Here is an 11,970-nt window from a genome sequence, read left to right on the forward strand (position 1 = left end):
GGCACCGTAGGCAGCGCTACATAGTTAGCCCCGCTGCCACAGCGCGTAATACACCTGGCCGGTTTTTTTCTCGCGATGCAAACGCCAGTTGCCGGGCAGTTGCAGGGCCGATGGCGCTGCTTCGCTCTCGGTGTAGACCCAGGCTTGCTCGCTGAGCCACTGGTGCTGCTCCAGCAGGTTGCAGGCGTTGGCAAGCAGGTCCTGGTGGAATGGCGGGTCGAGGAACACCACGTCGAACTGCTGCTTGGCCGGGTTCTGCAAGTAGCGCAGGGCATCGGTTTGCAGGATTTGCCCGCGCGGGCAGCGGAGGATTTCCAGGTTGTTTTTCAGGTTGGCGATGGCCGCCGGGTTGCTGTCCAGTGCCACGGCGTCTTCGGCGCCGCGGGACAGGGCTTCGAGCACGAGGGCGCCACTGCCGGTGAAGGCGTCCAGTACCCGAGCGCCCTCGATGTAGGGCGCCAGCCAGTTGAAGACGGTTTCGCGCACACGGTCGGGCGTTGGCCGCAGGCCTTCACCTTCCGGCACCGCCAGGCGACGGCTGCGCCACTCGCCGGCGATGATGCGCAGGTGGCCCTGGCCCTTGCTTTGCGCGGTTTGTGGGCGGGCGGGAGGGGTGGATCTTGGCATTAGTGCTCCGGTACCCCGAGCGGCTGCTCGGAGGGCTTGTCAGTGGGTGCTGGCAGCGGTTTCTGTGGCACTTTCGGGCCAACGGTGACGATCACCAGTTTATCGGCTGACAGGTGTTTGTTCATGGCGGCCTTGACCTGCTCGACAGTGAGGGCCTGGGACTGCTGCATGAAGTCCTCCAGCCAGGTCAGCGGCAAGTTGTAGAAGCCGATGGCGCCCAGCTGGCCGACGATGCTGGCATTGCTGGCATTGGACAACGGGAAGCTGCCGGCCAGTTCGCGCTTGGCATCGTCCAGCTCCTGCTGGGTGGGGCCGGTCTTGAGGTAGTCGGCGAGAATGCCCTGGACCAGCTTGAGCGTGCCCTCGCTGAGTTCGGCGCGGGTTTGCAGGTTGATCATGAACGGGCCGCGCACCTGCATCGGGCTGAAGACCGAGTAAACGCCGTACGTCAGGCCGCGTTTTTCCCGCACTTCGCTCATCAGCCGGGTACCGAAAGCACCGCCGCCGAGGATCTGGTTACCCAGCGACAGTGCAGGCCAGTCCGGGTCCTGGCGGTCGATGCCAAGCTCGGCCAGCATCAGGTGGGTCTGCTTGGACGGGAAATCGATGTGGGTCAGGCCGGGCTTGGCTTCGGCCGGCTGCGCCGGCGCGGGCAGCGCCGGGCCTTTGGGTAGCCCGGCGGACACCTGGGCGGCGATGGCTTCGGCTTCGGTGCGGCTGAGGTCGCCGACCAGGGCGATCACGGCGTTGCCACCGGTGTAGGCCTTGGCATGGAAAGCGCGCAGTTGGGCCAGGCCGATGCCGTTGATGCTTTCGGCAGTGCCATCGCTGGGGTGGGCGTAGGGGTGGTCGCCATAGAGGTTGGTGAACAGCGCTTTGCCAGCGATTTTGCCAGGGTTCTGCTTCTCGTACTCGAAGCCGGCCAGCATCTGGTTCTTGATGCGCTTGAGCGCGTCTTCAGGGAAGCTCGGCTTGCCGGCGACCTCGGTGAACAGCTTGAGCGCCGGCTCGCGCTTGTCCTTGGCGCTGAGGCTGCGCAGCGAGGCCACGGCCATGTCACGGTAGGAGCCGTTGCCAAAGTCTGCGCCCAGGCTCTCGAAACCTTCGGCGATGGCGGTCACGTCCTTGCCGGCCACGCCTTCGTTGAGCATGGCGTTGGTCAAGGCAGCCAGGCCTGGCGTGCCGCCGTCCTGGCTGCTGCCGGCGGCAAAGGTCACGCGCAGGTCGAACATCGGCAGCTCGCGCGCCTCGACGAACAGCACCCGGGCCCCTTCGGCGGTGTTCCAGTGCTGGATGTTCAGCTGGCGCCGGCTCGGCGCCTTGCCGTCCAGCTCGGCCAGCGACTGCAGGGTGTTGGCCGGCCGGGCCGCGGTGTTGTCGGCCTTGGCGGCGTTGTCGGCCAGGGCCGGGGCAGCCAGCACCGCTGCCAGCGCCAGGGCGCGGATACCGGTGGCCAACAGGGTTGGGCGTGGTGCGCGACGATCACTCATGAGCGGACTCCTCGGGCAGTACATGGGCAACGCTCAGGCGTTCGCGGGTGAAATAGGTGCGCGCGGCGTTCTGGATGTCCTGCGGGGTAACGCGCTTGAGCTCGTCCAGTTCGCTGTCGATCAGCTTCCAGGACAGGCCGACGGTTTCCAGTTGGCCGATGGTGGTGGCCTGGCTGCTGATGGAGTCGCGGTCATAGACCAGGCCGGCGATAACCTGGGCGCGTACGCGCTCCAGTTCTTCGGCGCTGGGCGGGGTGGTCTTCAGTTCGTCGAGCAGTTGCCACACGCCCTTCTCGACGTCGGCCAGGGTTTTCTGCTTCTGAACGTTCGGCGTGGCCGAAATAAGGAACAGGCTGTCGCCACGGGTAAAGGCGTTGTAGCTGGACGAAGCACCGGCCACCAGCTCCTGGCCACGCTCCAGGCGCGCCGGCATGCGGGCGCTGTAGCCGCCGTCGAGCAGCGCCGAGATCAGGCGCAGGGCGTGTACGGTGCGGGGGTCCTTGGCCGTGGCCAGGCCGGGCACGTTGAACCCGTAGATCAGGCTCGGCAGTTGGGTGCGCACGTGCAGGGTCAGCTGGCGCTGGCCGGGTTCTGCGAGTTCCAGTGGCAGCTTGGCCGGTGGCACGGTGCGCTTCGGAATGCTGCCGAAGTACTTCTGCGCCAGGCCTTTGACCTCGTCGGGGGTGACATCGCCGACCACCACCAAGGTGGCATTGTTGGGGGCATACCAGGACTCGTACCAGTGGCGCAGTTCCTCGACCTTCATGCGCTCCAGGTCGGCCATCCAGCCGATGGTCGGGGTATGGTAGCCGCTGGCAGGGTAGGCCATGGCGCGGAACAGCTCGAAGGCCTTTGCAGTGGGCTGATCGTCGGTACGCAGGCGGCGCTCTTCCTTGATGACCTCGATTTCCTTGCTGAATTCGTCGGCTGGCAGGCGCAGGCTGGCCAGGCGGTCTGCCTCCAGTTCCAGGGCTACGGGCAGGCGGTCACGCGCCAGCACCTGGTAGTAGGCGGTGTAGTCGTCGCTGGTGAAGGCGTTCTCTTCGGCGCCCAGGTCGCGCAGCACGCGTGAAGCTTCGCCGGGGCCGAGCTTGGCGCTCCCCTTGAACATCATGTGCTCCAGGGCGTGCGACAGGCCGGTCTGGCCCGGGGTTTCGTAGCTGGAACCGACCTTGTACCAGATCTGCGAGACCACCACCGGGGCACGGTGGTCTTCGCGCACCACGACCTTGAGGCCGTTGTCGAGGATGAATTCGTGGGTGGGTTGCACATCGGCGGCGAAGGCCGCGAGCGGCAGGCAGAGCGTGCCGAGCAACAGGCCAGCGGCGCGGCGGGCTAGAGCATTCATACGGTGTTTAACCTGTTCGGCGGCCCGCTGGGTTTAGCGTCGACGGGCCAGGAGGTGCTAGGATACTGATCCGGTTGCCTGGCGACCATGCCTGTCGCCGTTCTGGCCCACAGGACACTAAGACAAAACATTGCGCATGAACCAGCCGGCTTCAAGATAGTCTGTTCTGCGTAGAGAGAATTCCCGATCCGCCGTAGCTGGCGCATCGCTACCCTGAGATAGCCGTCTTCCATGTTTGGTTCCAACGACGACAAGAAAGCGCCGGCCGAGGCTGGTGAAAAGAAAGGCCTGTTCAGCTGGTTTCGCAAGAAGCCGCAACAACCTGTGGACGCTGGCGTTCCCGCCAGTGAAGCCCCCGCTGTCGAGCAACCTGTAGCCGCTCCGGTCGAGGCCCCCGCTGCTGAAGCGCCGCAGCCTGAGGCGCCCGCGCCTGCCCCGGCAGCCGAAGCGCCGGCGCCGGTCGCTGTGCAGCCGTTGCCGGCCGCTGAACCCGAGCCGCTGGTTTCCCCGCCGCCGGTAGCGCCCGCGCCGCAACCCGTTGCCCCTGCGCCGGTGCCAGCGGCTGTAGTGGACGTCGCCCGTACCGAGCCTGCGCCGGTCAGCAACCTGGTACTGCCGGTGGCCGAAGAGCCGGTAGCGCTGGTGCCGGACCTGGAACCCAAGGCGCCACCGGCGATCCCCGAGCGCCCTGCACCTGAGGTGGTTGCCCCGCCGGCCGTGGCTGCCACAGCCGTGGAGGTCGCGCCAGAGCCAGCGGCAGCGCCGGGCGAACAGGCCAAGCCTGGCTTCTTTGCCCGCCTCAAGCAGGGCCTGTCGAAGACCAGTGCCTCCATTGGCGAGGGGATGGCCAGCCTGTTCCTGGGCAAGAAAGTCATCGACGACGACTTGCTCGACGAGATCGAAACGCGCCTGCTGACCGCCGACGTGGGCGTGGAAGCCACGTCGACCATCGTCCAGAACCTGACCCAGAAAGTCGCCCGCAAGCAACTGGCCGATGCCGACGCCCTGTACAAGTCGCTGCAGGAAGAGCTGGCGGCATTGCTGCGTCCGGTCGAGCAGCCACTGAAAGTGCAGGCGCAGAACAAGCCCTACGTGATCCTGGTGGTGGGCGTGAACGGCGCCGGCAAGACCACCACCATCGGCAAACTGGCGAAAAAACTGCAACAGGAAGGCAAGAAGGTGATGCTGGCCGCCGGCGATACCTTCCGCGCCGCAGCGGTCGAGCAGTTGCAGGTGTGGGGTGAGCGTAACCAGATTCCGGTCATCGCCCAGCACACCGGTGCCGACTCCGCATCGGTCATTTTCGACGCCGTGCAGGCCGCCAAGGCCCGCGGCGTGGACGTGCTGATCGCCGACACCGCCGGCCGCCTGCACACCAAGGACAACCTAATGGAGGAGCTGAAGAAGGTGCGCCGGGTCATCGGCAAGCTCGACGCCGAGGCGCCGCACGAGGTGCTGCTGGTGCTCGACGCCGGTACCGGGCAGAACGCCATCAGCCAGGCCAAGTACTTCAACCAGAGTGTCGAATTGACCGGCCTGGCCCTGACCAAGCTCGATGGCACCGCCAAGGGCGGGGTGATCTTCGCCCTGGCCAAGCAGTTCAAGTTGCCGATCCGCTTCATCGGTGTCGGCGAAGGCATCGACGACCTGCGCACCTTCGAAGCGGAGCCTTTCGTCAAGGCTCTGTTCGCCGAGCGAGACTGACCATGATCCGATTCGAACAGGTTGCCAAGCGCTATCCCAATGGTCATGTCGGTTTGCATGAGCTGAGTTTCCGGGCGCGCCGGGGCGAGTTCCTGTTCGTCACCGGCCACTCGGGCGCCGGCAAGAGCACCTTGCTGCGCCTGCTGCTGGCCATGGAGCGCCCGACCAGCGGCAAGCTGATGCTGGCCGGGCAGGATCTGGGCCAGATCAGCAACGCCCAGATCCCGTTCCTGCGCCGGCAGATCGGCGTGGTGTTCCAGAACCATCAACTGTTGTTCGACCGCACGGTGTTCAACAACATTGCCCTGCCGCTGCAGATTCTGGGCTTGTCCAAGGCCGAGATCGCCAAGCGCGTCGATTCCGCCCTGGAGCGCGTGTCGCTGGCCGACAAGGGCGAGCTGTTCCCGGCTGACCTGTCCACCGGGCAGCAGCAGCGGGTCGGCATTGCCCGGGCAATCGTCCACCAGCCCGCGCTGCTGCTGGCTGATGAACCCACCGGTAACCTCGACCCGCGGCTGGCCGCAGAAATCATGGGGGTATTCGAGGACATCAACCGCCTGGGTACTACGGTTTTGATCGCCAGCCACGACCTGGCACTGATTGCGCGCATGCGTCACCGCATGCTGACCTTGCAGCGCGGCCGCTTGATCGGCGATGGGGAGGCCGGGCAATGAGCACTACACGTACGCCAAAGGTTTCCGAGCGCGTTGCGCCGAAGCCAGCCGACCCGCAGCCGGCGAAGAAAAAACGCGGCGAAGACGATGACGGCCCGGATTTCCGCACGTTGTTGCACGCCTGGCTGGAAAGCCACCGTGCCAGCCTGGCTGACAGCCTGCGCCGGCTGGGCAAGCAGCCGATCGGCAGCTTCTTCACCTGCCTGGTGATGGCCGTCGCGCTGAGCATGCCGATGGGCCTGTCGTTGCTGTTGAAGAACGTCGAGCAACTGGGCGGTTCGTGGCAGCGCGCGGCGCAGATTTCGCTGTACCTCAAGCTGGATGCCGGCAGCCGTGATGGCGAGGCGCTGCGTGACGAGATCAAGGGCATGCCCGGCGTGGCAGATGCGCAGTATGTCAGCCGCGAGCAGGCGCTGGAGGAATTCCAGCAGCAGTCCGGTCTGGGCGAGGCCTTGCGCGAGCTGCCGGAAAACCCGCTGCCAGGTGTGGTGGTAGTCACCCCGACCGAGGTCGACAAGCCCGCCCTTGAAGCCTTGCGTCAGCGCCTTGCGGAGCTGCCGCGGGTGGATGTGGCGCAACTGGACCTGGTCTGGGTCGAGCGGCTGGCGGCGATCCTCAAGCTGGGTGACCGGTTCGTCTTCGGTCTGGCGGTGATGCTTATTTCTGCACTGCTGTTAGTAATCGGTAACACAATTCGTCTACATATCGAAAACCGCCGCATCGAGATCGAAGTGATCAAGCTGGTCGGCGGCACCGACGCCTACGTACGCCGGCCTTTCCTATACATGGGCGCATTGTATGGCCTGGGTGCAGGGCTGCTGGCGTGGGGGATCCTGGCGTTTGGCCTGAACTGGCTGAACGAGGCGGTGGTAGGGCTTTCCGGGCTATACGGCAGTGACTTCGCCCTGGGCGGAGTGCCGGGGTCCGATGGTCTGTCGCTCTTGATCGGAGCGGTGTTGTTGGGGTATATCGGTGCATGGATTGCAGTCGCCCGCCACTTGAACGAGCTGGCACCGCGATAGTTTTTACAGGCCAGCATTGACATTTTGTTCACGATGGAACTTGTACCGTCGTTCCAGGTCAATGTTGGCAGCGCCCAAAAAGCGCGAGTCTAGTAAGTCGGAGGTTCTTGAATGACCACATCGTTGCAACCTGCCTATGCCTTGGTACCCGGTGCAAACCTGGAAGCCTATGTGCACACGGTCAACAGCATCCCGCTGCTGACGGTCGAGCAGGAGCGTGATCTGGGCGAGCGTCTCTATTATCAGCAGGATGTCGAGGCCGCTCGTCAAATGGTGATGGCCCACCTGCGTTTCGTCGTACATATCGCCCGTAGCTATGCTGGCTATGGGCTGGCCCAGGCTGACCTGATTCAGGAAGGCAACGTTGGCCTGATGAAGGCCGTCAAACGCTTCAACCCTGAAATGGGCGTGCGCCTGGTGTCGTTCGCCGTGCACTGGATCAAGGCCGAGATCCACGAGTTCATCCTGCGCAACTGGCGCATCGTCAAGGTGGCTACCACCAAGGCCCAGCGCAAGCTGTTCTTCAACCTGCGCAGCCAGAAGAAGCGCCTGGCCTGGTTGAACAACGACGAAGTGCATCGCGTGGCGGAGAGCCTTGGCGTCGAGCCGCGTGAAGTGCGCGAGATGGAAAGCCGCCTCAGCGGGCAGGACATGGCGTTCGACCCGGCAGCGGAAGCTGACGACGACAGCGCGTTCCAGTCCCCTGCGCATTACCTGGAAGACCACCGGTACGACCCGGCGGTGCAACTGGAGGATGCCGACTGGAGCGACAACTCCACCAGCAACCTGCACGAAGCGCTGCAAGGGCTGGACGAGCGCAGCCGCGACATTCTCTACCAGCGCTGGTTGGCTGAAGAGAAGGCCACCCTGCATGAGCTGGCAGACAAGTACAGCGTTTCGGCTGAGCGGATTCGCCAGCTGGAGAAGAATGCGATGAACAAGGTCAAGGCACTGATCGCAGCCTGATCGGGCCTTTGTTGCACAGAAAAGCCGCTGGCTCCGACGGAGCGAGCGGCTTTTTCATTTGTGCCGGCACTGCATTCAAAGCTTTCTGGATGAGTCGAGCTGCATCAGGTAGCTGGGGCCACCCAGCTGGCTCATTTGCCGGCGAATCCACCCGGCACGGCTTGCCACGTAGGCGCTCGGCCGGCTGGCACTCCACTTGATCGGGCTGGGCAATACTGCGGCCAGTTGCGCTGCCTGCTGGCGGGTGAGCTGGCTGGCATCGACACCAAAGTGATAGCGCGCCGCCGCCTGGGCGCCGAATACGCCTTTGCCCCACTCGGCGCTGTTCAGGTAAACCTCGAGAATGCGTTCCTTGGACCAGAGCAGTTCGATCAGTGCCGTGAACCACGCTTCCAGCCCTTTGCGGAACCAGCTGCGCCCCGACCACAGGAACAGGTTCTTGGCCACTTGCTGGGTCAGGGTGCTGGCGCCACGAATGCTGCCGCCGCGCTCGTTGTAGGCCAGCGCAGCCTGGATAGCCGGGATGTCGAAGCCCCAGTGGCTGGCGAACTTCTGGTCTTCGCCGGCAATGACCGCGACCTTGAGTTCATCGGAGATGTTCTGCCACGGCTCCCAGTCGCGCTGCAGGTCGATGGGGTCGCCATTGACCCAGGATTGCACCTTGCGCTCGACCATCAGCGCCGTGCCGGGCGGGGGCACCCAGCGGAACACCAGCACCAGCACGATGCTGCAGGCAGCGAACCAGAGCAGGGCAAGGAAGAGGCGGCGAATAAGGGATGGCAGCATGACGATGGCTTGGCCGTACGGGTGGAAGGGGCCATTATACAGACCCGATCCAAGGAGTCGTCCCATGCTTCGCAGCTTCCTGATGCTTGCCGCCTTTTTCGGCTTTACCGGAGTCGCACTGGGTGCCTTCGCCGCCCACGGCCTGAAAAACCGGCTGACGGCCGACTACCTGGCGGTGTTCCACACCGGCGTGACCTACCAACTGGTGCATGCGCTGGCGATTCTTGCGGTTGCCGTGCTCTCGGCGCACCTGCCCGGGCGCCTGGTGGGCTGGGCCGGTGGGCTGTTTGCGGTGGGTATCGTGCTGTTCTCCGGCAGCCTGTACCTGCTGGCCCTCAGCGGCCTGACCAAGCTGGGCATCATCACCCCGATCGGCGGCCTGTGCTTCCTGGCCGGCTGGCTATGCCTGGGGTTGGCGGCCTGGCGGCTGGGCTGACCAGCTGGTCCACAATCGCGACTAATGGCGCGCACCGCCCTTGGGTTGCGGGGCGGTTCGGCGCTAGAATGCGGGCCCCAAAGAATAATGGTGGCCGTGCGCATGCGCATTCAACTGAACGGTGAACCTTACGAACTGCCTGCCGGCGAGAGCGTTGCAGCCCTGCTGACGCGCCTGGAGCTCAGTGGGCGCCGCATTGCCGTGGAACTGAACCTGGATATCGTGCCGCGTAGCCAGCACGAGAGCACCCTGCTGAACGACGGCGACCAGGTCGAAGTGGTCCACGCGATCGGTGGCGGCTGACAGCAGTCTGGTGGTTCACAAGCAAGCCCTGCAACCTTTTCCCGAGGAACAACGATGAGCAACGTTCGCAGCGACAAGCCCTTCATTCTGGCCGGGCGCACGTTCCAGTCGCGCCTGCTGGTCGGCACCGGCAAATACCGTGACATGGAAGAGACCCGCCTGGCTACCGAGGCCTCGGGTGCCGAGATCGTCACCGTGGCCGTGCGCCGGACCAACCTTGGCCAGAATGCGGGCGAGCCGAACCTGCTCGACGTGTTGTCGCCCGACAAGTACACCATCCTGCCCAATACCGCAGGCTGCTTCGACGCCACCGAGGCCGTGCGTACCTGCCGCCTGGCCCGCGAGCTGCTGCAAGGCTACAAGTCCCACGAGTCGCGGACCTTGGTCAAGCTCGAAGTGCTGGCGGACCAGAAGACCCTGTTCCCCAATGTGATCGAAACCCTCAAGGCCGCCGAAGTGCTGGTCAAGGATGGTTTCGACGTGATGGTCTACACCAGCGATGACCCGATCATTGCCCGCCAGCTGGCTGAGGCGGGCTGCATCGCGGTGATGCCGTTGGCCGGCCTGATCGGCACGGGCCTGGGTATCTGCAACCCGTACAACCTGCAGATCATCCTGGAAGAATCGAAAGTCCCGGTGCTGGTCGATGCCGGCGTGGGCACCGCTTCCGACGCCACTATCGCCATGGAAATGGGCTGCGAGGCGGTGCTGATGAACTCGGCCATTGCCCACGCCCAGCAGCCGGTGTTGATGGCCGAAGCCATGAAGCACGCCATCGTGGCCGGTCGCATGGCCTACCTGGCCGGCCGGATGCCGAAAAAACTCTATGCCAGCGCCTCTTCGCCGCTGGATGGTCTGATCAAGTAAGAGCCCCAGATGACTGATTTGCAAGATACGCCGATCGCCGCCGACGGCGACCAGCGCCCACACCGCCGCATCAAGAGTTTCGTGATGCGTGCCGGGCGCATGACCGAAGGCCAGCAACGCGGCCTGGACCAAGGCGGCCCGCTGTACATCCTGCCGTTGGCCGACAGCCCGGTGGACTACGACCAGGTATTCGGCCGTTGCGCGCCGCGTACCCTGGAGATCGGTTTCGGTATGGGGCATTCCCTGCTGGAAATGGCCGCCGCCGCGCCGGAGCAGGACTTCATTGGTGTGGAAGTACACCGCCCCGGTGTTGGTGCGCTGCTCAATGGTGTGCTGACCCAGGGTTTGAAGAACCTGCGGGTGTATGACTGCGATGCCATCGAAGTGTTGAACCGCTGCGTGGCCGACAACAGCCTCGACCGCCTGATGCTGTTCTTCCCCGACCCTTGGCACAAGGCGCGCCACCACAAGCGCCGTATCGTGCAGCTGGAGTTCGCCGAGCTGGTACGGCGCAAGCTCAAGCCCGGTGGCGTGTTCCACATGGCCACCGACTGGGAGCCGTATGCCGAGTACATGCTGGAAGTGATGAGCGCTGCGCCGGGCTATCGCAACCGCGCAGCAGACGGTACCTACGTGCCGCGCCCCGAAGAGCGCCCGATCACCAAGTTCGAACGCCGCGGCGAGCGGCTGGGGCATGGGGTGTGGGATTTGAAGTTCGAGAAGGTGGACTGATCGGCTGAATCGGCCTTTCGGTAGGCTGTGGCCTGTAGAAATGCAGGCCAAAAAAAAACCGCTCTGAGATGAGCGGTTTTTTGTGTGAGCAAAAGGACTGAGTATCCTTCGCTTCAAGGCTTCACTGAAAGCTCTACACAGTCAGGTGATCATAGGCACCTTCAGAAGCAGGGTCAATGTGCGGAAATACCCGGCATCAAGTGTGTCGAAGCAGTTAACAGTCTCGGTCAAGTAGACCGGGTATCATCTAGCTGCTCCTGTGAGAGTCCATTCAGTGATGGGTCGGGTTGTCTGGAGGCTCGCCCGGATTTTGATCTTGCTCAAGACCGTTCGGGACTTCATGCGCGACCACTTCGATGACGCCCGTTAAAGGCTAGTCAAGTGGTAGGGCTGCCCTGGTTTGCCGGGGCAGCTTTTAGAATCTGCGCCCCGCTTGTTTCCTGCGCTGATCAACTAGCGCGATCGGTGTAGGAGCGGCCTTGCGTCGCGATGGGCTGCAAAGCAGCCCCGGCTATCTCAAGCCTTCTGCTGGCAGTGCCGACCTCTTCGCGGGTAAACCCGCTCCTACAGTGATCGCGCCAGCTTCTGGAAACTGGGCAAGACAGAATGTCCCACAAGCGTTCAGCCCCAGGCTGTGGCTCAGCCGCGCCGGTCGGCCACCACGCCAATCAGCACCACGACCACCAGCAGCACCGGCGCCAGTGCGTAGTTGTTGAACTGGCTCAGCCCCTTCACCACCCAGGGTGTGGCATAGATCAGTGCCGCGCCGCTGCCGACCATCACCATCACCGCCATGAACGGTACGCGCAGGGCGCCACCCAGGCTGCCCAGTCGTTGTTCGGCCCAGCTTTTGACGTCGCTGCCGAACAGCACCAGCAGGCAGCCTACCAAGGCCAGCGAAATTTCTGACAGGTTGCCGCGGCTCCAGCGGGAAACCGTCGCGAGCAGATCAAGTACCAGATCCATGGGTCATCCTTAGGTCAAGAAATACTGCAGCAGGTCATTGAGGAATAGC

At 64.0% G+C, this 11,970-nt stretch carries 13 protein-coding genes; 8 read left to right on the plus strand and 5 right to left on the minus strand.

Annotated features, from left to right (window positions below):
• Positions 1-24: 24 nt before the first annotated feature.
• From rsmD to APH30_RS11730, 3 genes are read right to left on the minus strand one after another with little or no spacing between them, the layout of a single operon-like run.
• The gene (gene rsmD, locus APH30_RS11720) at positions 25-627 is read right to left on the minus strand and encodes a 16S rRNA (guanine(966)-N(2))-methyltransferase RsmD (RefSeq protein ID WP_054912638.1); all 603 of its coding nucleotides are present in this window, start codon (positions 625-627) and stop codon (positions 25-27) included.
• Positions 627-2,117, minus strand: coding sequence for a pitrilysin family protein (locus APH30_RS11725; protein WP_029886169.1), 1,491 nt, complete (start codon positions 2,115-2,117; stop codon positions 627-629). The genes rsmD and APH30_RS11725 overlap by 1 nt, the downstream gene beginning before the upstream one ends.
• Complete coding sequence (locus tag APH30_RS11730; protein ID WP_029886168.1) at positions 2,110-3,465, minus strand: pitrilysin family protein; 1,356 nt, start codon at positions 3,463-3,465, stop codon at positions 2,110-2,112. The genes APH30_RS11725 and APH30_RS11730 overlap by 8 nt, the downstream gene beginning before the upstream one ends.
• A gap of 231 nt (positions 3,466-3,696) precedes the next feature.
• Here APH30_RS11730 and ftsY point away from each other — a divergent pair, with 231 nt between their 5' ends.
• From ftsY to rpoH, 4 genes are all read left to right on the plus strand, one after another.
• Positions 3,697-5,169, plus strand: coding sequence for a signal recognition particle-docking protein FtsY (gene ftsY / locus APH30_RS11735; RefSeq protein ID WP_054912639.1), 1,473 nt, complete (start codon positions 3,697-3,699; stop codon positions 5,167-5,169).
• A gap of 2 nt (positions 5,170-5,171) precedes the next feature.
• Positions 5,172-5,843: a cell division ATP-binding protein FtsE gene (ftsE, locus tag APH30_RS11740; protein ID WP_009684915.1), complete on the plus strand. Its 672-nt coding sequence runs from the start codon at positions 5,172-5,174 to the stop codon at positions 5,841-5,843.
• Positions 5,840-6,865, plus strand: coding sequence for a permease-like cell division protein FtsX (ftsX, locus tag APH30_RS11745; protein WP_029886166.1), 1,026 nt, complete (start codon positions 5,840-5,842; stop codon positions 6,863-6,865). Before ftsE ends, ftsX begins: the two co-directional genes overlap by 4 nt.
• Positions 6,866-6,976: 111 nt before the next feature.
• The gene (rpoH, locus tag APH30_RS11750; protein WP_009684917.1) at positions 6,977-7,831 is read left to right on the plus strand and encodes an RNA polymerase sigma factor RpoH; all 855 of its coding nucleotides are present in this window, start codon (positions 6,977-6,979) and stop codon (positions 7,829-7,831) included.
• 75 nt (positions 7,832-7,906) lie between these two features.
• On the opposite strand, the gene mtgA is transcribed toward rpoH, so the two are convergent.
• On the minus strand, positions 7,907-8,617 hold the full coding sequence (gene mtgA / locus APH30_RS11755) for a monofunctional biosynthetic peptidoglycan transglycosylase (RefSeq protein ID WP_054912640.1): 711 nt from the start codon (positions 8,615-8,617) through the stop codon (positions 7,907-7,909).
• Between the two features lie 64 nt (positions 8,618-8,681).
• Here mtgA and APH30_RS11760 point away from each other — a divergent pair, with 64 nt between their 5' ends.
• From APH30_RS11760 to trmB, 4 genes are all read left to right on the plus strand, one after another.
• Positions 8,682-9,053, plus strand: coding sequence for a DUF423 domain-containing protein (locus APH30_RS11760; protein ID WP_009684919.1), 372 nt, complete (start codon positions 8,682-8,684; stop codon positions 9,051-9,053).
• Positions 9,054-9,155: 102 nt separating this feature from the next.
• Positions 9,156-9,356 carry a sulfur carrier protein ThiS gene (gene thiS / locus APH30_RS11765; protein ID WP_009684920.1) on the plus strand — a complete coding sequence of 67 codons (201 nt, stop codon included), beginning with the start codon at positions 9,156-9,158 and terminating at the stop codon, positions 9,354-9,356.
• A 54-nt stretch (positions 9,357-9,410) separates the two neighbouring features.
• Positions 9,411-10,223 (plus strand): thiazole synthase, encoded by an 813-nt coding sequence (locus tag APH30_RS11770; RefSeq protein ID WP_009684921.1) that lies wholly within the window; start codon positions 9,411-9,413, stop codon positions 10,221-10,223.
• 9 nt (positions 10,224-10,232) lie between these two features.
• A complete protein-coding gene (trmB, locus tag APH30_RS11775; RefSeq protein WP_054912641.1) occupies positions 10,233-10,955 on the plus strand; it encodes a tRNA (guanosine(46)-N7)-methyltransferase TrmB in 723 nt (240 codons plus the stop codon).
• 639 nt (positions 10,956-11,594) lie between these two features.
• On the opposite strand, the gene APH30_RS11780 is transcribed toward trmB, so the two are convergent.
• On the minus strand, positions 11,595-11,921 hold the full coding sequence (locus tag APH30_RS11780) for a DUF3392 family protein (protein ID WP_054912642.1): 327 nt from the start codon (positions 11,919-11,921) through the stop codon (positions 11,595-11,597).
• Positions 11,922-11,970 lie beyond the last annotated feature (49 nt).

The sequence above is a fragment of the Pseudomonas sp. NBRC 111127 genome, from assembly GCF_001320345.1.
Classification (GTDB): Bacteria; Pseudomonadota; Gammaproteobacteria; order Pseudomonadales; family Pseudomonadaceae; genus Aquipseudomonas; species Aquipseudomonas juntendi.

Coding starts and splice junctions, on each gene's coding strand:
- mtgA (WP_054912640.1), bottom strand. CDS start 8,617: ATGCTGCCATCCCTTATTCGCCGCCTCTTCCTTGCCCTGCTCTGGTTC.
- rpoH (WP_009684917.1), top strand. CDS start 6,977: ATGACCACATCGTTGCAACCTGCCTATGCCTTGGTACCCGGTGCAAAC.
- trmB (WP_054912641.1), top strand. CDS start 10,233: ATGACTGATTTGCAAGATACGCCGATCGCCGCCGACGGCGACCAGCGC.
- rsmD (WP_054912638.1), bottom strand. CDS start 627: ATGCCAAGATCCACCCCTCCCGCCCGCCCACAAACCGCGCAAAGCAAG.
- ftsE (WP_009684915.1), top strand. CDS start 5,172: ATGATCCGATTCGAACAGGTTGCCAAGCGCTATCCCAATGGTCATGTC.
- APH30_RS11760 (WP_009684919.1), top strand. CDS start 8,682: ATGCTTCGCAGCTTCCTGATGCTTGCCGCCTTTTTCGGCTTTACCGGA.
- ftsX (WP_029886166.1), top strand. CDS start 5,840: ATGAGCACTACACGTACGCCAAAGGTTTCCGAGCGCGTTGCGCCGAAG.
- APH30_RS11770 (WP_009684921.1), top strand. CDS start 9,411: ATGAGCAACGTTCGCAGCGACAAGCCCTTCATTCTGGCCGGGCGCACG.
- APH30_RS11725 (WP_029886169.1), bottom strand. CDS start 2,117: ATGAGTGATCGTCGCGCACCACGCCCAACCCTGTTGGCCACCGGTATC.
- thiS (WP_009684920.1), top strand. CDS start 9,156: ATGCGCATTCAACTGAACGGTGAACCTTACGAACTGCCTGCCGGCGAG.
- APH30_RS11730 (WP_029886168.1), bottom strand. CDS start 3,465: ATGAATGCTCTAGCCCGCCGCGCCGCTGGCCTGTTGCTCGGCACGCTC.
- APH30_RS11780 (WP_054912642.1), bottom strand. CDS start 11,921: ATGGATCTGGTACTTGATCTGCTCGCGACGGTTTCCCGCTGGAGCCGC.
- ftsY (WP_054912639.1), top strand. CDS start 3,697: ATGTTTGGTTCCAACGACGACAAGAAAGCGCCGGCCGAGGCTGGTGAA.